We start from the raw sequence: 26,522 nt of genomic DNA, 5'->3' as shown, positions 1-26,522 counted from the left end.
ATTATGAGGAGGATTATGATGACAGTAGTAATTGGATTAACAGGAGGCATTGCAAGCGGAAAAAGTACAGTATCTCAAATGTTTCGTGAACTGATTATACCAGTAATTGATGCAGATATTATTGCACGAGAAGTTGTAGAGCGAGGAAAACCAGCATATAACAAAATAGTAGAAGTATTTGGAACGGAAGTGTTACAAGAAGATGGAGAACTAGATCGTCCAAAACTAGGAAGTGTCGTTTTCTATAATGAAGAAAAACGATTGCAGTTAAATAAAATTGTTCATCCTGCAGTACGTGAGGAAATGAATAGGCAAAAGGAAATGTACATAAAAGAAGGTATGCAAGCGGTTGTGTTAGATATTCCTCTCTTATTTGAAAGCAAATTAACAAGTCTCGTTGACCGCATTTTAGTTGTAGCGGTTAAGCCGCATACGCAATTAGAACGTTTAATGAAACGAAATAACTTTTCAGAAGAAGAAGCAACAGCTCGTATTCAATCTCAAATGCCGTTAGAAGAAAAAGTGAAAAATGCAGATGAAGTGATAAATAATGATGGCACAATTATGGGAACGAAAACACAATTGCAGGTAATTTTAAGGAAGTGGAACATTATTGACTAAAAAATTGTGAAATTAATGAAAATGCTTAGTGACATATCTCCTTTTTGTGTTATACTATTATTGGGATTGGAGATAAATAGTATAACGCATTCAAGGGGGATAACATATTATGACTCGTGTGGCAATTAATGGATTTGGACGTATTGGGAGAATGGTATTTCGTCAAGCAATAAAAGAAAGCGCATTCGAAATTGTAGCAATCAATGCAAGCTATCCATCTGAAACGTTAGCACACTTAATTAAATATGATACAGTTCATGGCAAGTTTGACGGAACAGTAGAAGCATTTGAAGATCACTTATTAGTTGATGGAAAAATGATTCGCCTTTTAAACAACCGCGATCCAAAGGAATTGCCTTGGACAGATTTAGGTGTTGAAGTTGTAATTGAAGCAACTGGTAAATTTAATTCAAAAGAAAAAGCAATTCTTCACGTTGAAGCTGGAGCGAAAAAAGTTATTTTAACAGCGCCTGGTAAAAATGAAGATGTAACAATTGTAGTTGGTGTGAACGAAGACCAATTAGATATTACAAAACATACTGTTATTTCAAATGCATCTTGTACAACAAACTGTTTAGCGCCTGTTGTGAAGGTGTTAGATGAGCAGTTTGGAATTGAAAACGGTTTAATGACGACAGTTCACGCTTATACAAATGACCAAAAAAATATTGATAACCCACATAAAGATTTAAGAAGAGCACGTGCTTGCGGACAATCAATCATTCCGACAACGACAGGTGCTGCGAAAGCGCTAGCAAAAGTTCTTCCACATTTAAACGGAAAACTTCATGGTATGGCACTTCGTGTACCAACACCAAACGTGTCTCTTGTTGACTTAGTAGTAGATGTAAAACGTGATGTGTCAGTTGAAGCTATTAACGATGCATTCAAAACTGTTGCAAATGGTGCGCTTAAAGGTATTGTAGAATTCAGCGAAGAGCCTTTAGTATCTATTGACTTTAATACAAATACACACTCAGCTATTATCGATGGTTTATCTACAATGGTAATGGGTGATCGTAAAGTGAAAGTACTTGCTTGGTATGATAACGAGTGGGGCTACTCTCGTCGTGTTGTAGATCTTGTAACGTTAGTGGTTGAAGAATTAGCGAAACAAGAAAATGTACAACATATTTAAGTGAATAAGGGGAGGGCAAGTGAATATTTGCCCTCTTTTTTTATTTTTTTCTAAAAAGGTAAAAATTATAGGAGTATATTTTCGAAAGTGGACATACCACGAAACGTTGTGATTACTGTATTTGTGAATCATTTATTTTTTTTAGGGAAAAGTAAAGAGGAAAATATGACAGAAAATCGAAAAAACTGTTGTTGCAAAATGAAAATAAACAAAGTATACTAACACTCGTAAACTTAAGAGCTGAGGTACGTAGTCACTACTTAAAGGGTTAGGACCTCTCTGGACTAACTTTCCCCCGTGGTAGTGGAGCAAGCCAAATTGCAAATTAGTTTTCAATTCGAACAGTTAGAATAAATTTACAAGGGGGAACTGTAGAATGGATACTATGGATACGATGGGTCGTCACGTGATTGCTGAACTTTGGGATTGCGATTTCGACAAACTGAATGACATGCCGTATATTGAACAATTATTTGTGGATGCAGCACTAAGAGCTGGTGCTGAAGTGCGTGAGGTTGCTTTCCATAAATTTGCACCACAAGGTGTAAGTGGAGTAGTAATTATCTCGGAATCACATTTAACAATTCATAGCTTTCCGGAGCACGGTTACGCAAGTATTGATGTTTATACTTGTGGGGATCGTATTGATCCAAATGTTGCTGCAGAATATATTGCAGAAGGTTTAAACGCGAAAACGCGTGAGAGCATCGAGCTTCCTCGAGGCACTGGTAGCTTCGAAATTAAGCAGAGAGAAACAAAAGCTCTTTAAAAAAGAACATAATTGATTTAAAATGTAAAGAGGTGTATAATGCACCTCTTTTTTAGTTTATAAAAAAGGAAAAATATAACGTACTCGTTAGTTGAATAAATTGGATTCTTGCAAATGAGGTAGTGCTCTATATACCATCTTATTTTTAAGGATGAGATGATAAAGTGATGCGCTGAAACTTAAAGTGGTAAGAGAGTTAGAATGAGTTATATAATATTGTATATATATTTTAGGTGAAGTGAGTAGAGAAAAATAAAGAGTATAGTGTAAAGGAGTGAATGTATTGCGTTGTCCATCCTGTTCTCATAATGGTACAAGAGTGTTAGATTCGCGTCCGGTAGACGAGGGGCGCTCTATTCGAAGAAGGAGAGAGTGTGAAAGCTGCTTAAGTCGCTTTACGACCTTTGAAAGGGTAGAAGAGTCACCTCTTATCGTTGTAAAAAAAGAAGGCACACGAGAAGAGTTTAATAAAGAAAAGATTCTACGTGGTTTAATTAAAGCGTGTGAAAAAAGACCAGTATCTTTAAGACAATTAGAAGAAGTAACACAAAGCGTGGAACGTGAACTGCGTAATTTAGGTATATCAGAAGTGAAAAGTGATATGATTGGTGAAATTGTCATGGAAGAACTTCGCGATATTGATGATGTTGCTTACGTACGTTTTGCTTCTGTATATCGTCAATTTAAAGATTTAAATGTATTTATTGAAGAATTAAAAGATATACTGCAAAAAGAAAGAGAGTAGAAGTTGTATTTTATTCTCTTTACATACCGTAAGTAATAGGATAAGAGAGCTAGAAGCGCAAGCTAATAGCTCTTTTTCACTAAGAATTTATATAATAAAGATAGAACGAATGAAGTAGAGGATAGATTGGATGAGAGAAAGGAAAAGCAAGAATGGAAAAACAGTCATGGATGGAGCTATTGCCGATTGATCGTTATAAAGTAAGTGCGAAAGGGCTACTGCACAATTACGACCGAAAAGTGTTAACGATGTTGTATCAGCCGTTAATAGGTAGTAGAGCTTTTAGCTTATACATGACACTATGGGGAGAGCTAGAGCAAGATCGTGTATTTGGAAAAGAGAATACGCATCATTCCCTTATGGTGACTATGCAAATGCAACTTCCTGAAATATATGAGGAACGAGTAAAGTTAGAGGCAATTGGGCTATTGAAGGTATATATTAAGAAAGAAAAAGATATTCGAATGTTCATATATGAGTTGCAACCACCTTTATCTCCGAAGCAGTTTTTTGATGATATTGTTTTAAGTATCTTTTTATACAATCGATTGAGCCGGACAAAATATAATCAAGTAAAGCAATATTTCTTAGAAGAAGAATTTGATTTTATTTCTTATGAAAATGTTACGCGTTCTTTCAATGATGTGTTTGGTTCGTTTAATCCAGGACAGCTGGAGCATGCGCAAGAAGACCTTCGTATTCCAAAAACGACAACTATGCCAAGTAACGAGAAGGGAGACGCTCCGAAAGTTTGGAATGATTTCTTTGATTTCTCTTTATTTGTAGATGGATTGTCCGCTCTTGTTCCTAAAAAGGCGATTACAGATCAAGTGAGAGACTGCGTTATAACACTTGCTTACGTGTATGGTGTAGATGTGTTATCGATGCAAAATATCGTTCTTGGTGCAGTGACAGAGATGCAAACAATTGATACGGAAAGGCTTAGAAAAGGAGCACGCGATTGGTATCAATTTGAAAATGGTCAAGCATTACCGGTATTAAGTGAAAGAGTACAGCCTCATGCTGCACGTACGATGAAAGAGAAAGAGCCTTCATCGCAAGAGGAGATGTTAATAAAGCAGCTAGAGGAAATCTCGCCAAAACAACTATTGAAAGAGATTTCTGGTGGTGCAGAGGCAACGAAAGCGGACTTGCAGATCGTTGAAGATGTCATGATTAATCAAAAATTGACACCAGGAGTTGTGAATGTACTTATTTATTACGTTATGCTACGCTCAGATATGAAACTTGCGAAAACGTATGTCGAGAAGATTGCTGGGCATTGGGCACGTAAAAAGGTCGGTACAGTAGCGGACGCGATGGCGTTAGCGAAAGAAGAGAACCGTCAATATCAAGAGTGGGCTGAGACGAAGAAAAAAGGCCGTACGGCGAAGAAAACGGTGCGGAAAGAAATGGTGCCAGATTGGCTTAAGGAAGAAGAGCCGAAAGAACAAGAGAAAGAAACAGAGAAGAAAGATATAAGTGTAGAAAAAGATGCAAGTACGCTAGAAGATGAAAGAAAACGACTAGAAGAAGTGTTAAAAAAATATAAGCGTGATTAATAGAAGAGAATGAACGCTCTTTGAGGTGAGAAAATGGAGCATATTCAAAATTCATTTGCAAAATTAATGGAAAATGAAAACTTTAAAAATAGATATGAAGTACTAAAGGCAGAAGTAATGGCGCATCCGCGTGTGAAAGAATTTATAGACGAACATAAGGGTGAAGTAACGACTTCTATGATTGAGCGCAGTCTTGTGAAGTTATATGAATATATTGGACAAAGTGTAGGTTGCGTGGATTGTCCGGATTTAGGTTCATGTAAAAATATGCTACAGGGTTATGAGCCAAAGCTTGTTATTCAAGGGAAGATGATTGATATTCAATACGATCGCTGCGTTAGAAAAGTAGCGCATGACGAGAGAAAGAAATATGAAAAACTCGTTCAAAGTGTATATATGCCAACGGATATTTTGCAGGCAACTATGGAAAACTTAGACCCTTCTGATTTAAATGCACGTATCGATGCAATTGGTGCAGCGAATGAATTTTTAAGTACATATGAACCAGGTAAAAAAGCACAAGGTTTATATTTGTACGGTAAATTTGGTGTAGGAAAAACGTACCTTTTAGGAGCAATAGCGAACGAGCTTGCTCGAAAGAAAATAAGTTCGATGCTCGTATACTTCCCGGAATTTTTACGTGAAATTAAAAGTTCAATTCAAGATAATTCGATTGGTGAAAAGATTGATGCGGTTAAACGCGTACAAGTTTTAATGTTAGACGATATCGGGGCAGAAGCGATGTCAAGCTTTGTGCGTGACGATGTGCTTGGTGCAATCTTGCAATTCCGTATGTTAGAAAACTTACCGACGTTCTTTACGTCTAATTTTGATTTTAAACAACTGGAACACCATTTAACGTATACGCAGCGTGGTGAGGCTGAAGAAATGAAGGCAGCACGTATTATGGAGCGAATTAAATATTTAGCGAAACCAATTCCAATTGGTGGGAAAAACCGTCGTCATAAGTAAAAGAGCAAGCTGAGAAGCTTGCTCTTTTGTATTATAGTGATATTTTCTTTTCAAATATGAGGTCGAAATATTCAGGTTGTCCAGAACTGCCAATCGTAGGGGCAACAATCTGTACGAACCTCCAGCCATCTCTAGCATGTTCTTGAATAATTTCTTGGTAGTCTTCAGCTGGTTTTGAGCGAGTGAACCCCCAATGTAATTCGACTTTTACGAATTTATATTCAAACATTCAAATACCCCCTTTTATTGATAAGTAAAGTATACAATAAAAATTCATAGTAGCTTGTATCATTTTTTTCTCCCTCCCTTAATATATATAAAATTAGCAAGCCATATTGAGTGGATTTTCTAACGATAGGAAATGTGATTCTACTAAGAGTGAAATTCACGTGGGACGGACTCTTATAGGATTTGTAACGTATAGATACAGTCCTTTAGAGCGGGGATAAAAGGGGGGACAAAAGTGATTGAAATTTGCTTCGAAGAAAAAAATGATGCTATGCACGTATATAGACAATTGCTGAAAAGAGCGGAAGTGTTATATAAGGAAACGAGTGTGTATTTACAGGAACAAAAAGTGGTGATTCACATACCAGTACGTGAATCGAATTATATTGAAAAAATCTTATTGCCAGTAATGGTGTATTTCATTGTGAATGTGAAACAAAATGAGTGGATTTATACGATTTTAAAAGAAAAGTTTTTTTATGAAGAACAAGAAGAGTGTCATCAAATATTGCACATGGCACATGAGATTTTAAAGGGAAGAAGAAAAGGTGTAGCTCAGGATTTAACGCGTAACGCATTTGAGTCATATATTAAGTCTTCTTTAAATAATTGGCTTTGTGATCCGCTCTCATTCTCGTTTTCATCATATATCCGTTTTCGTCTTCGTACATATAGGGAAATGGTGGCTAAACTTGCGGAAGTGGCAATTGATGAATATAAGATGGAGCAAGAATACCAAATGTTCATTGAGACGCTTCGGCAACAAGTAAGTAGCCGTAAATCACGTTTGTCTTGCGTGCATCTTATTTTTGATGAAAGCTTTATCTTTTATGATGATAAAGGTAGACGTTTAAAACAGGAGAAGTTGGTCCAATATATAGATGAGGAATTATTAAAGCAAAATGATGTATATATTGATACGAAAGTAATTGCGCCGCTTCTTTCTATTTCGCCTAAAAAGATTTATTTATATACGAAAGAACAAGACCATAATATGATTATTACTTTGCGAAATGTGTTCCAAGAACGGGTCCAATTACATGGATTACATGATTTTGAGCGCAATGTGAAAAATTTAAAAAATAAAGGTAACGCCCTTGATTTTCTAAGTTTTTGAGCATATAATTACCTACATAAATGAAATATATTGAAATGTCATGATGAGGACATGAGTAGTTTTCTACGATTTTCAGAGAGGGAAGCCTTAGGGTGTGAGCTTCCTAGTACGGGATTATTACTTACCACCTCTAAACTTTAGCAGTGAACGGTTTTTCTAGTAATTGCTAACGGACAACACCGTTATGTTGAACTTGAGCAATTAACAATTATGTTAATTGGAACAAGGGTGGAACCACGAATTCAACACTCGTCCCTTTTTACGGGATGAGTGTTTTTTATTTTGAGAAAAAGAGGAGTGACCAGTGATGGCAGATGTAGTTAAAATTACTTTCCCTGATGGAGCTGTGAAGGAGTTTCCAAAAGGCGTAACAACTGAAGAAATCGCAGCTTCTATTAGCCCAGGCTTAAAGAAAAAAGCTGTAGCTGGAAAATTAAACGATGAGATGATCGATCTTGTTACACCAATCGAAGAAGATGGTGCAGTTTCTATCATTACATTAGATTCTGAAGATGGCCTATATATTTTACGCCATTCAACAGCCCACCTTTTAGCACAAGCGTTAAAACGTTTATATAAAGATGTTAAGGTTGAGCTTGGCATTGGTCCAGTAATTGAAAATGGCTTCTACTATGATATTGATATGGAAGAAGCAATTACAGTTGAAGACTTCAAGAAAATCGAAAAAGAAATGCAAAAAATCGTGAACGAGAACTTAGAAATCGTTCGTCATGAAGTACCACGTGCAGAAGCAATTCGTCGCTTTGAAGAAATCGGCGATGAGTTAAAATTAGATTTAATTAACGATCTTCCAGAAGATGCAGTTATTTCAATCTATGAGCAAGGCGAATTCTTCGACCTTTGTCGTGGTGTTCACCTTCCATCTACAGGGAAAATTAAAGTGTTTAAATTATTAAGCGTTGCAGGTGCTTACTGGCGCGGTGATAGCAATAATAAAATGCTACAACGTATTTACGGTACTGCATTCGTTAAGAAAGCAGAATTAGATGAGCACTTACGTATGCTTGAAGAAGCGAAAGAGCGCGATCACCGTAAATTAGGTAAAGAATTAAAACTATTTACTAATAGCCAAAAAGTAGGACAAGGTTTACCACTTTGGTTACCAAAAGGTGCAACAATCCGCCGCATTATCGAGCGTTACATCGTTGATAAAGAAGCAAGCTTAGGCTATGATCACGTATATACTCCAGTACTAGGGAGCAGAGAGCTTTATGAAACTTCTGGTCACTGGAACCACTACCGTGATGGCATGTTCCCATCAATGGAAATGGATAACGAAGAATTAGTTCTTCGTCCAATGAACTGTCCTCATCATATGATGGTTTATAAAAATGATATTCACAGCTACCGTGAATTACCAATCCGTATTGCAGAACTTGGAACAATGCACCGTTATGAAATGTCAGGTGCGTTATCTGGATTACAACGTGTACGCGGAATGACTTTAAACGATGCGCACATTTTCGTTCGTCCAGATCAAATTAAAGAAGAGTTAAAACGTGTTGTAAACTTAACTCTAGAAGTGTACAAAGATTTCGGTTTAGAGAACTACTCATTCCGTCTATCTTACCGCGACCCAGCAGATACTAAAAAGTATTATGCGGATGATGAGATGTGGGAAAAAGCACAAGGTATGTTAAAAGAAGCTATGGATGAAATGGGTCTTGATTACTATGAAGCTGAAGGTGAAGCGGCATTCTACGGTCCAAAACTTGATGTTCAAGTTCGTACTGCTCTTGGAAAAGACGAAACACTTTCAACTGTACAATTAGACTTCTTACTTCCAGAACGCTTTGAATTATCATACGTTGGTGAAGACGGTAAACAACATCGTCCAGTTGTAATTCACCGTGGTGTTGTATCAACTATGGAACGTTTTGTAGCCTTCTTAATTGAAGAATACAAAGGTGCATTCCCAACATGGTTAGCTCCAGTTCAAGTACAAGTAATTCCAGTTTCTCCGCAAGTACATTTAGACTATGCGAAAAAAGTACAAGACGAATTGCGTCGTGCTGGTATCCGTGTTGAATTAGACACTCGTGAAGAGAAGATAGGTTACAAAATCCGTGAAGCACAAATGCAAAAAATTCCGTACATGCTTGTAGTAGGTGACAATGAAGTAACTGAAAACGGCGTAAACGTACGTAAATATGGTGAACAAAAATCAGAAACAATCGCATTAGATGCTTTTGTTGACATGATTAAAGTAGAAGGAAAACGATAAGAAAAAGCCGCGGTATACCGCGGCTTTTTTATGTAATATACTCGAGATAAATTAGAAAAAATAACCATGTGACACTTATCATAAAAAAGTATTGCAAGTATGTTAGTTGTTTGTTACAATATTTCTTGTTGTTAGTAAAACACATCGCGTCTTCTTGACAGACGTCATGTCCTATGATAAACTCATCAAGGATAATAGAATATTGTTTTGTGGAACAAGTAGAAGCACCCGCTTCTCACCTGATGGACGCATTCGCAGTTAACAGGTAAATGTATTTCTTACTTAAGATTTTACAAGTGTGGGTGTCGTATGCCCGCACTTTTTTTGTTCGGGTTCTATGACTACAAAATATGTTCTGAGAAAACCTTGGAGGTGGCTTACTATTAGCAAGGATATGATGATTAACGAGCAAATTCGTGCACGTGAAGTACGTTTAGTTGGCGCAAATGGCGATCAACTTGGAATCAAGTCTCGTAATGACGCTTTAGACTTAGCTGCAAATCTTAATCTTGATTTAGTATTAGTTGCTCCAAATGCGAAACCGCCAGTATGCCGCATTATGGACTACGGTAAATTCCGCTTTGAGCAACAGAAGAAAGAAAAAGAGCAGCGCAAAAATCAAAAAGTAATTAGCATGAAAGAAGTTCGTTTAAGTCCAACAATTGATGAACACGACTTTAACACAAAACTTCGTAATGCTATCAAGTTTTTAGAGAAAGGCGACAAGGTTAAAGCGTCAATTCGCTTTAAAGGACGTGCCATTACTCATAAAGAAATCGGTCAACGTGTTTTAGATCGCTTCTCAGAAGCTTGTGCTGAAGTTAGTACAGTTGAATCTAAGCCTAAAATGGAAGGACGCAGTATGTTCTTAGTTTTAGCACCGAAAAACGATAAGTAATAGATAGAGGAGGAAATACCTATGCCTAAACAAAAAACTCATCGCGGCGCTGCAAAGCGTTTCAAAAAGACTGGATCAGGTAAACTGAAACGTTCTCACGCTTACACAAGCCATTTATTCGCTAACAAATCTACAAAAGCTAAACGTAAACTACGTAAAGCTGGTGTAGTAAGCGCTGGTGACTTCAAACGCATTCGTCAAATGCTTGACAACTTAAAATAAGTTCGGCTGATATATAGAACAATTAGGAGGTAATATTATGCCAAGAGTAAAAGGTGGTACAGTTACTCGTCAACGTCGTAAAAAAGTAATTAAATTAGCAAAAGGTTACTACGGTTCAAAAAATACATTATTCAAGGTTGCTAACCAACAGGTTATGAAATCTCTAATGTATGCATTCCGTGACCGCCGTCAAAAGAAACGTGACTTCCGTAAATTATGGATTACACGTATCAACGCAGCAGCTCGTATGAATGGTCTTTCTTACAGCCGCTTAATGCACGGTCTTAAAAATGCTGGCATCGAAGTTAACCGCAAGATGCTTGCTGACTTAGCTGTTCATGACGAAAAAGCTTTCGCTGAATTAGCAACAGTTGCAAAAAACAACATTAACTAATTAATTAGTTGAAACCTTAGAAGAATTTTCTTCTAAGGTTTTTTTATTTGTATTCAAATAGAAGTTAGAAGTGAAAGAAATTCTAAAGATTAACGACTATGTCGTTATCAATATGACAAAATCAATATAAAAGTTATAGCAGTATAGAAGAATATACATATGAAGTCAGGAGAATACTCCTGGCTTTTTTCAATTCTGCTCGTTTGGAAAGAAGAGTATCTTTCCTAGCCGAAACGACACTGCTATAATGGAAAGATGATATGGAACTTTCATCAGATGAACAATTTAAGAGCGATGACTGAAACGTATTTGTAAATTAAGGACAAGCTATTTTATAAAGAGTTAGATAGCTGACTTATTCATAAGAACTGAAACATAATAATGAACTTTGAGATGAAACAACATTGTTGCGTAAAATGCGATGTTGGAGGAGGACAATAGAATGGACTTACTACAACTATTTAAATTACAAAAAGAATTAGATGACCGTATTGCAAAAGAACATGACTTACAACCGAAAAAATTGTTAAAAGAAAAAATGTTAGCTCTTCTTGTAGAAATTGGAGAACTTGCAAATGAAACACGTTGTTTTAAATATTGGAGCAACAAACCAGCATCGGAACGTGAAGTAATATTAGAAGAATACGTAGATGGTTTGCATTTTATTTTATCAATCGGAATTGATTTAGGTATTGATAAAAACTTCCTATTCTATAAATGTGCACAAACGAATAAAACACAAGTGGAAATTTTCTTAGACACATATGCGAAAGTAATTCGTTTTACAGATCAACCATCTATTACAAACTATATTGAATTATTTACGAGCTATCTTCGACTTGGACAAGCACTTGAATTTGAGCAAGAAGAGATTGAAAAAGCATATTTAGATAAAAATGAAGTAAATCATCAGCGTCAAACACAAGGATACTAATTTAATTTTTGAATATTTCAATTTAATTATTGTATAATGAATTGACTGAAGAAAAAGGAGGGTGTTGGCAATGACAAAATTAGACGCGACATTGACAATGCTAAAAGAATTAACGGACGCACGTGGTATTGCTGGTAACGAACGTGAACCACGTGAAGTAATGAAGAAATATATCGAGCCGTTTGCGGACGAACTTTCTACTGATAATTTAGGGAGTTTAGTTGCAAAAAAAGTAGGGGAAGAAAACGGCCCAAAAATTATGGTTGCAGGTCATTTGGATGAAGTTGGATTTATGATTACACAAATCGATGACAAAGGTTTCCTTCGCTTCCAAACGGTTGGTGGCTGGTGGTCACAAGTTATGCTTGCGCAACGCGTGACGATTGTAACGCGTAAAGGAGATGTAACAGGTGTAATTGGTTCAAAACCACCGCACATTTTACCTCCAGAAGCTCGTAAAAAGCCAGTTGAAATTAAAGACATGTTCATCGATATCGGTGCTTCTAGCCAAGAAGAAGCAATGGAGTGGGGCGTACGACCAGGAGATCAAGTTGTACCTTACTTTGAATTCCAAGTGATGAAGAATGAAAAAATGTTACTTGCAAAAGCATGGGATAACCGAATTGGTTGTGCAATTGCAATTGACGTATTAAAACAATTAAAAGGTGAAAAGCATCCAAACGTTGTATACGGCGTTGGAACTGTACAAGAAGAAGTTGGTCTTCGTGGGGCAAAAACATCTGCGAATTATATTAAACCAGATATCGCGTTCGCAGTAGATGTTGGTATCGCTGGAGATACACCGGGTGTAACGTCAAAAGAAGCGCAAAGTAAAATGGGCGATGGACCACAAATCATTTTATATGATGCTTCTGTTATTGGACATACAGGTTTACGTGATTTCGTAGTTGATGTTGCTGATGAATTACAAATCCCGTATCAATATGATTCAGTAGCGGGCGGAGGAACGGATGCGGGTGCGATTCACATTGCTGTAAATGGTATTCCTTCTATGGCAATTACAATTGCAACGCGCTATATCCATTCTCATGCGGCAATGTTACACCGTGATGATTATGAAAATGCAGTGAAGTTAATTGTAGAAGTTATTAAACGTCTTGATAAAGAGGCTGTACATAACATTACATTTAATTAATAGAAAAAGCGAAGGAGATTCTCCTTCGCTTTTTTATGTTTTAAAAAGGCCGTTCTAATCCTGCTGCAGTATGAGCGCCTAAAATAATTAAACGAGTTAATTGCATCGCCATAAAATGCGGAGTATATATCATTCCTCTTTTTAACCATGACATAATCATTCCGATGTGAGCCCCTGTAACATAACTAATCAAAATATCACGAGGAACCATAAGATCTTCATCATCTGGTTGTGAAATAGACAAGCTTAATGTTAAATGCACTTGTATTGTTTTCATCATTTTATAAGAGTAGTTTCCGGCAGCTTTATCCCCAAGCATAACGTTATAAAAGTTTACATTTTCTGCGATATGTTCGAATAAAGCCAAAAATGTAGGGTGAGGTGAATCAAATGTAAGTTGAAAATCTTCTTTATTTCTATTTTTCGGTTTAATTACTTCTGCTAGCTTCTCTAACATTTCTTCAATACTTTTGTCTAATAGGTCATATTTATCATGGTAATGGCTATAAAATGTAGCGCGATTTACAGGAGCGCGTTCTGCGATATGTTGCACAGTTACATTTTCAAAGCCTTTTTCGCCTACTAAAGCGACAAAAGCATCCTGAATGAGTTGTCTCGTTCGCTTTACACGTGGATCATTTGTATTTTTAATAGACATTTTTCTTCTCCTCGTTTAATTTTCTATACTTAAACAACATATTGGTATTATATTGTTGTTTAAGCGACATTTCATACGTAAATTGTCGGTTGTAGATTCAAAATAATTATTTATAATTATAAACGATAGTCCTTCAGAAATCAGCACCGCTCGCAGGTAGATAAATTTCGATTTACGCTGCAGATGGTGTGATTTTTTTGTTAAAAGGTTAATATAATTAACAATTAAACAATCTAAACAATAAGGACATAAATAGTTTAGAAAAAAATTATATGCGATATAAGGAGAGGAATGCAATGAATCAGTTTCGAAGAATGGTAATTATCAACATTATCACATTAATTGTACTAGTTGGCGGCGGTATTGGCGGTTATTACTATTACAACCAAACGGAAAATTACTTAAAAACAGACAATGCAAAGATTGATGGGAAGGTAATTCCGGTTGCTTCACCAGTAGCAGGTAAACTAACTGACTGGAAAGCTGAAGTAGGAAAAAATTATAATGAGAACGATAAACTAGGTACTGTTACTGTAGCGGCAGCTAATGGAGAACAAACAGTAGATGTAACAATTCCACAAAATGCAACGGTTGTACAATCAAACGCAACAACAAATGCTTTCGTTGGAGCTGGTAGCCCGATTGCTTACGCATTCGATATGAACAATTTATGGGTAACAGCAAACATTGAAGAAACAGATGTTGATGATGTTCAAAAAGGTCAAGATGTAGATGTGTATGTAGATGCATACCCAGATACAACGTTAACAGGAAAAGTAGAACAAGTTGGCTTAACAACAGCGAATACATTCTCTATGTTGCCATCAAGCAACGCAACAGCGAACTATACGAAAGTAACACAAGTAGTACCAGTTAAAATTTCTTTAGATCATAGCAAATCAGTAAATATTGTTCCTGGCATGAATGTGACAGTTCGTATTCATAAGTAAGGGGGAGATGAGATGTCCTCAATTGTAATTGCAGGATATGCACTATTTTGTATAATCGTCTTCTTCCTTGTAAATCGTCTTTTACGAAAGAAAAAAACGAAAATGGGAGAAGAACAAGTCCCAGCCGTAAGTAAAATAGAAATAAGCAAAGTTGAAACAGAAGAGAAAGAAATTGAACGAAAGCAAGAATCGGAAATTTCTAATGTAGTTGAGTTAGAAACAGGAAAGCAAGAAGAAGTAAAACAAGAAAAAGAAGTGCCGAAAAAACAAATGTCTACGCCTGTAGAGAATGTGAACGTAAAAGCAGTTGTAGCTGTATTAATTCTCGGCATGTTCGTTTCTATTTTAAACCAAACAATTATTAACGTTGCATTACCTCCGTTAATGAATGAATTTAACGTATCAACTTCAACAGCACAATGGTTAATTACAGGCTTCATGCTTGTAAATGGTATTTTAGTACCGATTAGTGCATTTTTAGTTTCACGATTTACGTATCGTAAATTATTCGTAGCAGCAATGTTATTCTTCACGGTAGGATCTATCATTTGTGCTACTTCCGGAAACTTTACGATGATGATGACGGGCCGTGTTATTCAAGCGGTTGGTGCGGGTATTTTAATGCCGGTTGGTATGAATATCTTCATGACATTATTCCCGCCTCATAAGCGCGGAGCAGCGATGGGGTTACTAGGTGTAGCGATGATTTTAGCTCCAGCTATCGGGCCAACTGTAACAGGTTGGGTAATTGAAAATTACAGCTGGAACTTAATGTTCTATGCGATGTTTATTATCGGTTTAATTATTACGTTCCTATCTTTAAAATTCTTTACACTAGCTCAGCCAGTGTCTAAAACGAAATTAGATATATTCGGTGTGGTTAGTTCAAGTATTGGACTAGGAAGCTTATTGTACGGATTTAGTGAAGCTGGAAATAATAGTTGGACTAGTGCAGAAGTTGTTATTTCACTTATCATTGGTGTAATTGGTTTAGCGTTATTTATTTGGAGAGAGTTAACAACGGACAATAAAATGCTTGATTTACAAGTATTTAAATATCCAGTATTTACTTTCACTTTAGTAATTAACGCAATCGTTACGATGGCATTATTCGGAGGTATGTTATTGCTTCCAGTATATCTGCAAAACATTCGTGGCTTTACGCCAATTGAATCTGGTTTACTACTTCTTCCAGGATCATTAATTATGGGGATCATGGGACCAGTAGCGGGTAAATTATTCGATAAATATGGCATTCGTCCATTAGCGATAATTGGATTGGCAATTACGACGTATGCGACATATGAATTTACAAAATTATCGATGGATACACCGTATAGCGTTATTATGACGGATTATATTATACGTTCAATTGGTATGTCATTCATTATGATGCCAATTATGACGGCTGGTATGAACGCGCTGCCGATGAAATTAATTTCTCACGGTACAGCAACGCAAAATACGTCAAGACAAGTAGCGGGTTCAATCGGAACAGCGATTTTAATTACACTTATGACGCAACAAACGACTGCTCACGTAGCAGATTACGGCAACATGTTAACAACATCAAACCCAATTTTAGTTGATAAAATACACGGCATGGGGCAAAGTTTAGCGGCCTTAGCTGGATCAGCTCAAGCAGGAGACGCGATGAGCACACAACTATTATATGGACAAATTTCAAAGCTATCTGCAATTAACGGTATTAACGATGCCTTCTTAATCGCAACGATACTAGCAGGTATCGCTTGGGTGTTATCGTTCTTCTTACCATCAGGCAATAAACCAAATAGAAAAGCAGGGAATTAAATTCCCTGCTTTTTTGTGTTCTTTATGCAGTTAAATATAAAAGCTGGTAACCAGCTACGGAGCACAGCCCTGTTATAAACAAAATTGTTCCCATAGCACGAATACTTGATATTTGTCTGCCGCTTATAATAGCTAATAGTCCAGCTAAAGAGAAGAGACCCCAATATAAAGTTCCTGAAATTGGAATCATCCCCTCTAAGTCTATTCCATAACCTATACAAATGATAGGAACAACGATAAGAGATATGCTAATGAAACCAGCTATAATAGTAAATGATTTACGACACTTCATACCAGCAATAATTAAAAAAATGCCGACGATGAATTCGCATAACATTAAAGTAAAAGCTAAAATCATCCAAATTAATATTCCGAACATTTCTGTATTACCTCCGATTTGTGGGTTTCGAAAAAAGTTATATATAGAATCAATCACTTACAGACATGAGTACCCAGAAGATAACCCCTAATATTCCAATGGTAAAAATAATGAATCCCATATTACGTATACTTTTAATTTTTGCTTGGAATCCACTTATCCCTGCTAATAATCCAGTTAAAGAAAATAGGGTCCAGTAAAGAGCAGTTGGAATGGGGAAGATTGTATCCATATTAATTCCTATACTTAAAAAAACAAAAGGTAGTGTGACAAAGGATAGGCTAAGTAGCCCCATTAAACCAACTAGTAATTTCCGATATTTAATTCCTGTTACTATTAAAAAAATACCACCAGCAATCCCGCATAGTAAGAGAAGTGGCGTGAAAAGCATCCAAATAACACTGAACATATGTAAACTCCTTTATATGAATTAAGTTATATTTTACTACATGAGGTTTATTTTGGATATTATTAATAAATATGTATAAATTGATAGAGATGAGAAGTGATCATACGAATTAATAAAAGAGGTATCGTGAGGATACCTCTTTCTAATTCAAGAATGCCAACAAATTATTCATAATATGAAATAACATAGCTGGAATAATGGATTTTGTTTTTTTACATAAAATAGCCATTAATAATCCCATGAAGAAAGTAATGACTATTACGCCAAGTGAGTATGTATGAGCGATACCGAAGAAGAAGCTTGTTATAATCGCTGCAATCCAAAATGGGAAGCGTTCTGAGAAAAAGCGAAGTATAAAGCCACGGAAAATAAGCTCTTCAAAAATTGGTGTGAGTATTGCAAAGCCGAGAAGTAATAATATTTGATACTGCTTAAAGACATCTAAGTTTAGTGCGGAAGATTGCTGCTTTGTTGCGTCTTGGAACACATAATTTAACAAGATGTAATTGAGTAAAATGTTTATAGCGAAGAAAAGAAGTAAGTATACGTATGTACGCCATTCTCTCAGTGCTTTAAAGTTAAATGATTGTAGTAGTAATTTTTTTGCGGGTTCGAATTTAAAAATGAAGAATAACAACACGGCTAGCTGTAATACAATACTTGCAGTATTTACGATAGATTCATACAGGGCAATTTGTTTTTTATCTGTAAGACCGGCTGTATAAATTGTTAAGGGCATTGCGAGGAACACAGTAATAAGTCCGGTTCCGAAAAAAGCGAATACAACGGAGCTAATAAATTGTCCCCATGACATAGAGTATTTCTGTTCATTAGAAAGTTGTGTAGCGGGTTGCATATGTAGAATCACCTCTTTATATTTGTATATTTAATTATAAGGCATTTTGTTTTCAAGCGTAATATTTAAATATTACATATAAAGGTGTATTTTCCATAAAATAATAAAAGAGGTATCACCCTGTAGTGATGCCTCTTTCTCATTGATAACTATGTTCTGTCTTGTTATTCAATTTTGCTTGCTCTATTTGCAATTCACGCTCTACCAATCGATCTAATTGCTGAATTGCTTTAAGTGCTTTTTCATAAGAAATTGTTCGATAATGATGCGCTCCGCCCGGTTCTTCATCTGCTTCATCTGCCCATTTAATAATATTTTGAAGCGATGTTCTTTCAATTTCTTGTTCCACTAAGAAAGAATCTGTATGAAGAAGAATTGCAATAGAAATTTCTTTTGCTAGTTTTGGATGTTCTCCTAATCTAATAAGTAATTTATGTGCTCTTTCAGCACCTTTAATTGCATGTATATCATTCTTTTTATATAAGTCATAATCCCATTCGCCGCCTGTGTACCACGTATGATGTCCGATATCATGAAGGAAGCCAGCTTTTGTGGCAGCATCGACTGAGGCGTGATGCTTTTTGGCTAGGTGAAACGCATGGTAAGCGACAGCGATCGCGTGGACCATTCCAGAACGGTTTACGTATTTTTGTGTAATGTGGTGTTTAAAAATTTGTTCAAGCGTAATACGGTGCATAAAACATTCACTCCTTTTATCTTATGGTGTATATGAAGAAAAATCGATCGGTTTAAATGTATTTTGAACATTGTACTCCATCATAGTTCGTTAGTAAAGTAGAAATGTTTAGGAGAAGAAAAAATTTTTCTGCAAAAAAATCACCTTAGCTTATGCAAAGGTGATTTTCAAATTGCTTATTTTTTTAATCCTTGCTCTAGTGTTTCTAACATTTCGTGCTTTTCATTTTCATTAGCGTTTTTCCAAATGACTTCAAATAAAACGCCAAGACCTGGAAGCATTTTTTCTTCACCGCTTTGAATTGCATCGACGATTGTTTCTTGTAATTGATCTTGTGAATTTCCAGATACATTCGCTAATACGGCACCGCGTAAATTAAAACTCATTGCTTTCACCTCTTCTTCAGAATTGAAACTGACGTTAGTTTTTGTTCTTTTTTATGTAAATATGTATGAAAAATAGGCTATAATGATAAGACAAGAAGAGAGGGAAATACATATTATGAAAAACATTGATTCAGTACAAAATCCGCGTGTAAAGCAGTGGAAAAAGCTGCAAACGAAAAAAGAACGCGATAAAAAAGGTTTATTTTTTGTAGAAGGATTCCACTTAGTCGAGGAAGCTTTGAAGGCAGGAATTGTAACAGAACTTATCGTTTCAGATCAGACAGACCTTCCGAAAGATTGGACAGTTAATGATGTGGAAATGTATATCGTACCTGAGGCGATTGTCAAAATACTTCGTGAAACAGAAACGACACAAGGTGTATTTGCTGTTTGTGAGAAGCATGAGAAAGAAGTAGCTCTTACTGATGGGAAATTCCTTTTATTAGATGGCCTGCAAGACCCAGGTAATTTAGGAACAATTATTCGTACAGCTGATGCAGCTGGTATTCACGCCGTTGTGCTTGGAGAAGGTTGTGTTGATGTTTACAATAGTAAAGTACTCCGCTCTACACAAGGCTCTATTTTCCACTTACCAATTGTAAAAGGGAACTTAGAAGAATGGGTAGACAAGTTAAAAGAAAACAACGTTCCTGTATATGGAACAGCTCTTGAAAATGGAGTTCCGTATGGTGAAGTAACGCCGGCTGGCAGTTTTGCATTAATTGTAGGAAATGAAGGAAATGGCGTACGCCAAGAAATTCTTGCAAAAACGGATCAAAACTTGTATATTCCGATTTACGGCGGGGCAGAATCATTAAATGTTGCGGTTGCAGCAGGGATTTTAACGTATTATTTGCAAAGCCCGGTTGCGAACAAATAAAAAACTTCTTATAATAAGTTGAAGTACATTATATTAAAAGTTAAATAACGAAAAACGTTGATAGAGAAGAGTAACTTACAAAATCGCCATATAGGGAGAGAGTGCCGTAGACTGAAAGCATTCTTATGGTAGACGGAAGTGAATTCACCTCTGGAGTTGACGCCAGGACCATGTATATGTAAAGGCGTTCCGGTCAGAATTGATCGTTATAACTAATGAGTGGGCAGACTTGTTCTGTCAATTTAGGGTGGTACCGCGAATTTACCTCGTCCCTTTTTGGGAGCGAGGTTTTTTTATTTTTAAAATTAGGAGGGTTCCAAAATGGAAGCACGTTTAAAAGAGCTAAAGCAAAAAGCGTTAGAGCTTATTGAAGAAGCGAAAGAGCTAAAGGGCTTAAACGACGTACGCGTAGCGTATTTAGGAAAAAAAGGCCCAATTACAGAAGTATTACGCGGCATGGGAAAATTGTCAGCAGAAGAGCGTCCACGTATGGGAGCATTAGTAAATGAAGTGCGTGAAGCGATTCAAACGCGTTTAGATGACAAAATTAGTAACTTAGAAAAAGCAGTAATCGAAGCGAAATTAGCTACTGAAACAATCGATGTTACACTGCCAGGTCGTCCTGTTGAAACAGGTTGTCACCATCCGTTAACAGCTGTTGTTGAGCAAATTGAAGATGTATTCATCGGTATGGGTTATGAAGTAGCTGAAGGAACAGAAGTAGAAAAAGACTACTACAACTTCGAAGCACTAAACTTACCGAAAGATCACCCAGCGCGTGATATGCAAGATACATTCTACATTACAGAAGAAACGTTACTACGTACACATACATCTTCTGTGCAAGCACGTACGATGGAAAATAATAAAGAAAAAGGCCCAATCAAAATTATTTGTCCTGGTAAAGTGTATCGCCGTGATGACGACGATGCGACGCATTCACATCAGTTCATGCAAATTGAAGGTCTTGTAATTGATAAAAACATTCGTATGAGTGACTTAAAAGGTACACTGCAAGTATTCGTGAAAAAGATGTTCGGTGAAGATCGTGAAATCCGTCTTCGTCCAAGTTTCTTCCCATTCACAGAGCCATCTGTAGAGATGGATATTTCTTGTATGATGTGTCATGGCAAAGGTTGCGGCACTTGTAAAGGAACTGGCTGGATTGAAATTCTAGGCGCAGGTATGGTTCACCCGAACGTACTTGAAATGGCTGGTTATGATTCAAAAGAATATCAAGGTTTCGCATTCGGTATGGGCGCAGAGCGTATCGCAATGTTGAAATACGGAGTAGATGACATTCGTCATTTCTATACAAATGATGTACGTTTCTTACAACAATTCAAACGAGCGTAAGGGAAGGAGAGGATAAATATGTTCGTATCATATCGTTGGTTACAAGAGTATGTAGATATTAAAGATGTAACAGCACAAGAACTAGCAGACAAAATCACGAAAAGTGGTATTGAAGTAGAAGGCGTTGAAGTATTAAATAAAGGTGTAAAAGGTGTTGTAGTTGGTCACGTATTAGAATGTGAAAAACACCCAGAAGCTGATAAATTAAGCAAATGCTTAATCGATATCGGTGAAGAAGAGCCAGTTCAAATTATTTGTGGAGCTGCTAACATTGCAAAAGGTTTAAAAGTACCAGTTGCAAAAGTTGGAGCTGTACTTCCTGGTAACTTCAAAATCAAAAAAGCAAAACTACGCGGTGAAGCTTCTCACGGTATGGTTTGTGCTCTTCAAGAGCTTGGTATTGATGGAAAGTTAGTTTCAAAAGAATACGCAGATGGTATCTTCATCTTCCCAAGTGACGCTGAAGTTGGTGCAGATGCACTTGAAATTTTAAACTTACACGATGAAGTACTTGAGCTTGGCTTAACACCAAACCGTGCAGATTGCTTAAACATGTTAGGTGTTGCTTACGAAGTAGCTGCTATTTATGGCCGTGAAGTAAAACTTCCAGCTATCGACTTACAAGAAACAGCAGAAAAAACTTCTGATTATATTTCTGTAAGCGTAGAAGCGAAAGAAGAAAACCCATTATACATTGCAAAAATGGTTAAAAACGTAAAGATTGGTCCGTCACCAATGTGGATGCAAACTCGTCTTATGGCAGCTGGCATTCGTCCAATTAGCAACGTAGTTGATATTACAAACTACATTTTAATGGAATACGGTCAACCGTTACATGCATTCGATTACGATAAATTAGGTTCAAAAGAAATCGTTGTTCGTCTTGCAAAAGAAGGCGAAAAAATTGAAACGTTAGATGATCAAGAGCGTACATTACAAAGCCACCATCTTGTAATTACAAACGGCACGAAAGCTTTAGCTGTTGCTGGTGTAATGGGCGGGGCGGATTCTGAAGTTACAAATGAGACAGTAAACGTTCTAATTGAGTCTGCATACTTTGCAGGTCAAACAGTACGTCGTACATCAAAAGACTTAGGTCTTCGTAGTGAATCAAGTGCACGTTTCGAAAAAGGAATCGATCCAACACGTACATTTGAAGCAATTCAACACGCAGCTGCTTTAATGGCGAAATATGCTGGCGGTGAAGCACTTGAAGGTGTAGTAGAAGCTGACAACTTACAAGTACAAGAGCGTACAGTATCTGTTACTGCTGAAAAAGTAAACCGTGTATTAGGTACAAATATTTCTGCGAGTGAAATGGGTACAATGTTCACAAACTTGAAATTCCCATTTACAGAAGTAGAAGGAACATTCCATGTAAATGTACCAGCACGTCGTCCTGATATTACAATTTCAGAAGACTTAGTAGAAGAAGTGGGCCGTCTATACGGTTATGACCACATTCCAGTTACATTACCTTCTGGAACGATGACTCGTGGTAAATTAACATCAGCACAAACGAAACGTCGTAAAGTACGCCGCTTCTTAGAGGGTGCTGGTTTATATGAAGCAATTACGTATTCATTAACAAGCGCTGACAAAGCGAAACAATATATGGTTGAGCCAAACGAAAAGGCGCCTGTAGGTCTTGCACTTCCAATGAGTGAAGAACGTAGCCAACTTCGTTTAAGCTTAGTACCGCAATTACTAGAAGCAGTTTCATACAATGTCGCTCGTAAAAACGACAGCGTTGCTTTATACGAAGTAGGTTCTATCTTCTTACCGACAGAAGAAGGAGAACTTCCGAAAGAAGAACAACATCTTGCAGGTGTTATGACAGGTCTTGCTCTTCACCATGCATGGCAAGGTGAGAAGAAAGTAGTAGACTTCTTCGTTGTGAAAGGTGTACTAGAAGGACTATTCGACGTGCTTGGCGTTTCAAATCAAATCACATATGCACCAGCAAAACGTGAAGGTATGCACCCAGGCCGTACAGCTGACATCGTATTAGATGGCGAAGTAATTGGTTTCATCGGTCAATTGCACCCAGAAGCAGAAAAACAATTAGATGTGAAAAATACATTCGTATTTGAATTATCTCTTGTAAAAGTATTCGGTGCAGACGCTGAGGAAACTTACTACTCAGCAATTCCACGTTTCCCATCTATGACACGTGACATGGCTGTTGTAGTAACAAAAGAAACAAAAGCTGGTGAAATGAAGCAAGTCATTGCTGAAGCTGGCGGAGAACTTCTGAAAGACGTAACACTATTCGACTTATACGAAGGTGAAAAAATGGAAGAAGGCAAGAAATCACTTGCATTCTCTATGACTTACTTCGATGCAGAACGTACATTAACAGACGAAGAAGTAACAGAAGCACATAACCGTGTACTAACAACGGTAGAAGCGAAATTCGGTGCGGAGTTACGTAAGTAATTAGAAAATTGCCGGATTCATTCCGGCAATTTTTTTATTGGATTGGTTGTCGGACACTGTCGGTAAGTCGATATATTACAAAAATCGCTCATATATTTTCCGACACCTTGCATCTTTCTCTCGAATGTAGTACATTAATTTTAGTTTAACAAAATGAAAGACGATGATAAGGAAAAGTAGTATATACTATAATCCAAAGCGAGTCAGGGACGGTGAGAGCCTGATGAGGCGGTATATGTGAAGAACACCTTGGAGTTGCTAACCGAAATTGAATTTTGTATTCAAGAGTAGACTTAGACGGGAATCCGGCCTGTTACAAACCGGGAAGTATGTATTACATACGAGTTAAAGTTGGTCTTTATGACAAATTGGGTGGTACCGCGAAGTTTAACCTTTCGTCCCTTTATGGATGAAAGGTTTTTTTGTATTTAAATATATGAGCAAAGGAGAATTTCACTATGGAAAACACATTAGTAAAAAGTCTGTATAGAGATACAGAAAAGTATGCAGATCAAACAGTACAAGTATCAGGGTGGATTCGTAACTTACGTGATTCAAAAGCATTTGGTTTCATCGAATTAAACGACGGTAGCTTTTTCAAAAGCGTTCAAATCGTTTTCGATACAGAATTAGAGAACTTCAAAGAAATTGCAAAACTTCCACTTAGCTCTTCAGTTAAAGTAGAAGGTAAAGTAATTGCAACGCCGGGAGCGAAGCAACCATTTGAAATTAAAGCAGAAAAAATTGATATCGAGGGCTTATCAGATTCTGATTACCCACTTCAAAAGAAGCGTCATACGTTTGAATACTTACGTACAATCGCTCACTTACGTCCAAGAACAAATGCATTCTCTGCAACGTTCCGCGTACGTTCTATCGCAGCATTTGCGATTCACCAATTCTTCCAAGAGCGTGGATTCGTACATGTCCACACACCAATCATCACTGGTAGTGATACAGAAGGTGCTGGCGAAATGTTCCGCGTAACAACGCAAGATTTAAATAACCTACCAAAAGGTGAAGACGGAAAAGTTGATGAGTCAAAAGACTTCTTCGGTAAAGAAACAAACTTAACAGTAAGTGGACAGCTGAACGCTGAAGCTTATGCATTAGCATTCCGTGATGTATACACATTCGGACCTACATTCCGTGCAGAAAACTCAAACACAACTCGTCACGCTGCTGAGTTCTGGATGGTTGAGCCTGAGATTGCATTCGCTGAACTAGGGGACGTAATGAACCTTACAGAAGATATGCTGAAATATGCAATGAAATACGTATTAGAGCATGCACCAGAAGAAATGGAATTCTTCAACAGCTTCGTTGATAAAACAGTTCTTGAGCGCATGAACAACGTAATTAACTCTGACTTCGGTCGCATCACTTATACAGAAGCAATTAAAGTGCTTCAAGAATCAGGTGCTGACTTCAAATACCCAGTAGAATGGGGAATTGACTTACAAACAGAGCACGAAAGATACTTATCAGAAGAAATCTTCAAACGCCCTGTATTCGTAACTGACTATCCGAAAGACATTAAAGCATTCTACATGCGTTTAAATGAAGACGGTAAAACAGTAGCTGCTACTGACCTTCTAGTTCCTGGCATCGGCGAATTAATCGGCGGAAGCCAACGTGAAGAAAGAATGGACGTTTTAGTAGACAGAATTAAAGAATTAGGTATGAACGAAGAGGACTACTGGTGGTACTTAGAACTTAGAAAATACGGCGGTACAAAACACGCTGGATTCGGTCTAGGTTTCGAGCGCTTCCTAATGTACATCACTGGTATGGCTAACATCCGTGACGTAATTCCATTCCCAAGAACTCCAGGTTCTTCTGAATTCTAAAATATGAAAAAAAGCGAGAGGATTTCCTCTCGCTTTTTATTTTACATATTGTATAGTTTATTCCCTCGTAGCAAAAAGTAACGCGAAGGGGTGAATATAAATGAGTAAAAAAGTGAAAAAAGATCATTCAAGATCGGGCCTAGGTTCTCCAGAAGTTGAAGGACAAGGAACGACGACACATGAAACAGGTTCTCATAAAGTATCTTCATCAAATAAGAAGCAGAAACGAAGCTAACATAACAAAGGAGAGTCTTAAGGGCTCTCCTTTGTTATGTGTTACATCTTATTATCGTTAATTTCTTTTGTAATCTTATTTATGTCTTTGTCTAATCGATCTAAATAGAAAAACCACAGTAAACTTATGAACACGTAATAGATGGCCATCACGCCAAGATTATCAGATATATTTTCGAATGTGGATTTAGTAGTGAAAAAAGCTCCCCAAATGATAGAAATAGTGAGGTAAGAAAGTGGGCCTACGAGGTGTACGAAAGCATATAGTACCTTTTTAACTTTTACAGCGTTCATATGAAAAACCTCCTTTTTCTAATCATACATTCAAGTTCTTCACAGAAGTGTTGTAGTTTTGCTGGATTATGTATTAACAAGCGTGCATCGTGTTTCCCGATAAATCTTCGAATCCGAAAGTTTAATAAGAAAGATCGACCATAACGCTCTATTAAATCGTTGAACGCTGGTTGTTCACTTAGTAGCTGAATGTTTTCTCTAATTTCGAACTGTCTTTCGTGTGGATCGCCTAGTAAAATATTTAGAATCATTTGTAGAAGTAGCAATGTAGATCCCCTCCTATGTTAGAATAATCTGTATATTATAATTATAACAAAACTA

The 26,522-nt window shown here is 36.9% G+C and carries 29 protein-coding genes and 4 other annotated features; of the genes, 20 read left to right on the top strand and 9 right to left on the bottom strand.

Going from position 1 to position 26,522, the window contains the following annotated elements; genetic code table 11:
* Window positions 1-18: 18 nt before the first annotated feature.
* From coaE to dnaI, 6 genes are all read left to right on the top strand, one after another.
* Complete coding sequence (gene coaE, locus NST27_RS22430; RefSeq protein ID WP_000219293.1) at window positions 19-621, top strand: dephospho-CoA kinase; 603 nt, start codon at window positions 19-21, stop codon at window positions 619-621.
* A gap of 109 nt (window positions 622-730) precedes the next feature.
* Window positions 731-1,759, top strand: coding sequence for a glyceraldehyde-3-phosphate dehydrogenase (locus tag NST27_RS22425; protein ID WP_000198968.1), 1,029 nt, complete (start codon window positions 731-733; stop codon window positions 1,757-1,759).
* A gap of 385 nt (window positions 1,760-2,144) precedes the next feature.
* A complete protein-coding gene (speD, locus tag NST27_RS22420; protein ID WP_002003660.1) occupies window positions 2,145-2,528 on the top strand; it encodes an adenosylmethionine decarboxylase in 384 nt (127 codons plus the stop codon).
* Window positions 2,529-2,811: 283 nt separating this feature from the next.
* Window positions 2,812-3,273, top strand: coding sequence for a transcriptional regulator NrdR (gene nrdR, locus NST27_RS22415; RefSeq protein ID WP_001203687.1), 462 nt, complete (start codon window positions 2,812-2,814; stop codon window positions 3,271-3,273).
* A 152-nt stretch (window positions 3,274-3,425) separates the two neighbouring features.
* Window positions 3,426-4,835: a replication initiation and membrane attachment family protein gene (locus NST27_RS22410; RefSeq protein WP_000415035.1), complete on the top strand. Its 1,410-nt coding sequence runs from the start codon at window positions 3,426-3,428 to the stop codon at window positions 4,833-4,835.
* A gap of 33 nt (window positions 4,836-4,868) precedes the next feature.
* Complete coding sequence (dnaI, locus tag NST27_RS22405) at window positions 4,869-5,807, top strand: primosomal protein DnaI (RefSeq protein ID WP_000400104.1); 939 nt, start codon at window positions 4,869-4,871, stop codon at window positions 5,805-5,807.
* A 31-nt stretch (window positions 5,808-5,838) separates the two neighbouring features.
* On the opposite strand, the gene NST27_RS22400 is transcribed toward dnaI, so the two are convergent.
* A complete protein-coding gene (locus NST27_RS22400) occupies window positions 5,839-6,036 on the bottom strand; it encodes a DUF4177 domain-containing protein (RefSeq protein ID WP_000464457.1) in 198 nt (65 codons plus the stop codon).
* A 234-nt stretch (window positions 6,037-6,270) separates the two neighbouring features.
* Here NST27_RS22400 and ytxC point away from each other — a divergent pair, with 234 nt between their 5' ends.
* From ytxC to NST27_RS22365, 7 genes are all read left to right on the top strand, one after another.
* Entirely contained in the window at window positions 6,271-7,152 is an 882-nt protein-coding gene (gene ytxC, locus NST27_RS22395; RefSeq protein WP_000569629.1) for a putative sporulation protein YtxC, read from the top strand.
* 31 nt (window positions 7,153-7,183) lie between these two features.
* Window positions 7,184-7,412 (top strand) — a binding site (T-box leader).
* Between the two features lie 47 nt (window positions 7,413-7,459).
* Entirely contained in the window at window positions 7,460-9,397 is a 1,938-nt protein-coding gene (gene thrS, locus NST27_RS22390) for a threonine--tRNA ligase (protein WP_000786083.1), read from the top strand.
* A gap of 210 nt (window positions 9,398-9,607) precedes the next feature.
* Window positions 9,608-9,728: a sequence feature (ribosomal protein L20 leader region), on the top strand.
* A gap of 63 nt (window positions 9,729-9,791) precedes the next feature.
* Window positions 9,792-10,295, top strand: a complete 504-nt coding sequence (gene infC / locus NST27_RS22385; RefSeq protein ID WP_000973215.1) for a translation initiation factor IF-3 — start codon at window positions 9,792-9,794, stop codon at window positions 10,293-10,295.
* A 21-nt stretch (window positions 10,296-10,316) separates the two neighbouring features.
* On the top strand, window positions 10,317-10,517 hold the full coding sequence (gene rpmI / locus NST27_RS22380) for a 50S ribosomal protein L35 (protein WP_001125945.1): 201 nt from the start codon (window positions 10,317-10,319) through the stop codon (window positions 10,515-10,517).
* A gap of 37 nt (window positions 10,518-10,554) precedes the next feature.
* Entirely contained in the window at window positions 10,555-10,911 is a 357-nt protein-coding gene (gene rplT, locus NST27_RS22375) for a 50S ribosomal protein L20 (RefSeq protein ID WP_001138362.1), read from the top strand.
* 442 nt (window positions 10,912-11,353) lie between these two features.
* On the top strand, window positions 11,354-11,845 hold the full coding sequence (locus NST27_RS22370; protein WP_000365050.1) for a dUTP diphosphatase: 492 nt from the start codon (window positions 11,354-11,356) through the stop codon (window positions 11,843-11,845).
* Between the two features lie 70 nt (window positions 11,846-11,915).
* The gene (locus NST27_RS22365) at window positions 11,916-13,001 is read left to right on the top strand and encodes a M42 family metallopeptidase (RefSeq protein WP_000163557.1); all 1,086 of its coding nucleotides are present in this window, start codon (window positions 11,916-11,918) and stop codon (window positions 12,999-13,001) included.
* A gap of 40 nt (window positions 13,002-13,041) precedes the next feature.
* Here NST27_RS22365 and NST27_RS22360 read toward each other — a convergent pair whose 3' ends face one another.
* A complete protein-coding gene (locus tag NST27_RS22360) occupies window positions 13,042-13,659 on the bottom strand; it encodes a TetR/AcrR family transcriptional regulator (RefSeq protein WP_000023661.1) in 618 nt (205 codons plus the stop codon).
* A gap of 296 nt (window positions 13,660-13,955) precedes the next feature.
* Here NST27_RS22360 and NST27_RS22355 point away from each other — a divergent pair, with 296 nt between their 5' ends.
* Window positions 13,956-14,609, top strand: a complete 654-nt coding sequence (locus NST27_RS22355; protein ID WP_001071419.1) for an HlyD family secretion protein — start codon at window positions 13,956-13,958, stop codon at window positions 14,607-14,609.
* A gap of 12 nt (window positions 14,610-14,621) precedes the next feature.
* Window positions 14,622-16,421, top strand: a complete 1,800-nt coding sequence (locus NST27_RS22350; RefSeq protein WP_000095271.1) for a DHA2 family efflux MFS transporter permease subunit — start codon at window positions 14,622-14,624, stop codon at window positions 16,419-16,421.
* A 22-nt stretch (window positions 16,422-16,443) separates the two neighbouring features.
* Here NST27_RS22350 and NST27_RS22345 read toward each other — a convergent pair whose 3' ends face one another.
* The 5 genes from NST27_RS22345 to sspI form a co-directional block, all read right to left on the bottom strand.
* Window positions 16,444-16,800 carry a hypothetical protein gene (locus tag NST27_RS22345; RefSeq protein ID WP_001986669.1) on the bottom strand — a complete coding sequence of 119 codons (357 nt, stop codon included), beginning with the start codon at window positions 16,798-16,800 and terminating at the stop codon, window positions 16,444-16,446.
* 49 nt (window positions 16,801-16,849) lie between these two features.
* Window positions 16,850-17,209, bottom strand: coding sequence for a hypothetical protein (locus NST27_RS22340; protein ID WP_000493176.1), 360 nt, complete (start codon window positions 17,207-17,209; stop codon window positions 16,850-16,852).
* A 142-nt stretch (window positions 17,210-17,351) separates the two neighbouring features.
* Window positions 17,352-18,065: a CPBP family intramembrane glutamic endopeptidase gene (locus NST27_RS22335; RefSeq protein WP_047386938.1), complete on the bottom strand. Its 714-nt coding sequence runs from the start codon at window positions 18,063-18,065 to the stop codon at window positions 17,352-17,354.
* A gap of 139 nt (window positions 18,066-18,204) precedes the next feature.
* Window positions 18,205-18,762: an HD domain-containing protein gene (locus NST27_RS22330; protein ID WP_000554786.1), complete on the bottom strand. Its 558-nt coding sequence runs from the start codon at window positions 18,760-18,762 to the stop codon at window positions 18,205-18,207.
* Between the two features lie 176 nt (window positions 18,763-18,938).
* On the bottom strand, window positions 18,939-19,148 hold the full coding sequence (gene sspI, locus NST27_RS22325) for a small acid-soluble spore protein SspI (RefSeq protein ID WP_047386935.1): 210 nt from the start codon (window positions 19,146-19,148) through the stop codon (window positions 18,939-18,941).
* A gap of 82 nt (window positions 19,149-19,230) precedes the next feature.
* Here sspI and NST27_RS22320 point away from each other — a divergent pair, with 82 nt between their 5' ends.
* From NST27_RS22320 to NST27_RS22300, 5 genes are all read left to right on the top strand, one after another.
* Complete coding sequence (locus NST27_RS22320; RefSeq protein ID WP_001986644.1) at window positions 19,231-20,028, top strand: TrmH family RNA methyltransferase; 798 nt, start codon at window positions 19,231-19,233, stop codon at window positions 20,026-20,028.
* 48 nt (window positions 20,029-20,076) lie between these two features.
* Window positions 20,077-20,305 (top strand) — a binding site (T-box leader).
* Window positions 20,306-20,349: 44 nt separating this feature from the next.
* Window positions 20,350-21,384 (top strand): phenylalanine--tRNA ligase subunit alpha, encoded by a 1,035-nt coding sequence (gene pheS / locus NST27_RS22315; RefSeq protein ID WP_000388219.1) that lies wholly within the window; start codon window positions 20,350-20,352, stop codon window positions 21,382-21,384.
* An 18-nt stretch (window positions 21,385-21,402) separates the two neighbouring features.
* A complete protein-coding gene (pheT, locus tag NST27_RS22310) occupies window positions 21,403-23,823 on the top strand; it encodes a phenylalanine--tRNA ligase subunit beta (protein ID WP_000498190.1) in 2,421 nt (806 codons plus the stop codon).
* Between the two features lie 154 nt (window positions 23,824-23,977).
* Window positions 23,978-24,229: a binding site (T-box leader), on the top strand.
* Window positions 24,230-24,281: 52 nt separating this feature from the next.
* Window positions 24,282-25,673: an asparagine--tRNA ligase gene (gene asnS, locus NST27_RS22305; protein WP_000432177.1), complete on the top strand. Its 1,392-nt coding sequence runs from the start codon at window positions 24,282-24,284 to the stop codon at window positions 25,671-25,673.
* A 100-nt stretch (window positions 25,674-25,773) separates the two neighbouring features.
* Window positions 25,774-25,908: a YuzL family protein gene (locus NST27_RS22300; protein WP_000039590.1), complete on the top strand. Its 135-nt coding sequence runs from the start codon at window positions 25,774-25,776 to the stop codon at window positions 25,906-25,908.
* Between the two features lie 41 nt (window positions 25,909-25,949).
* Here the strand turns inward: NST27_RS22300 and NST27_RS22295 are convergent, their stop codons facing one another.
* Together NST27_RS22295 and NST27_RS22290 are read right to left on the bottom strand one after the other, a co-directional pair.
* Complete coding sequence (locus NST27_RS22295) at window positions 25,950-26,201, bottom strand: hypothetical protein (protein ID WP_000994758.1); 252 nt, start codon at window positions 26,199-26,201, stop codon at window positions 25,950-25,952.
* Window positions 26,198-26,467, bottom strand: a complete 270-nt coding sequence (locus tag NST27_RS22290; protein WP_000925537.1) for a hypothetical protein — start codon at window positions 26,465-26,467, stop codon at window positions 26,198-26,200. The genes NST27_RS22295 and NST27_RS22290 overlap by 4 nt, the downstream gene beginning before the upstream one ends.
* Window positions 26,468-26,522 lie beyond the last annotated feature (55 nt).

The sequence above is a fragment of the Bacillus sp. FSL W8-0770 genome, assembly GCF_038008705.1.
Taxonomy (GTDB): domain Bacteria; phylum Bacillota; class Bacilli; order Bacillales; family Bacillaceae_G; genus Bacillus_A; species Bacillus_A cereus.
The sequence above is the reverse complement of the archived record's forward strand: the minus strand, read 5'-3'. Positions and strand labels throughout refer to the sequence as shown.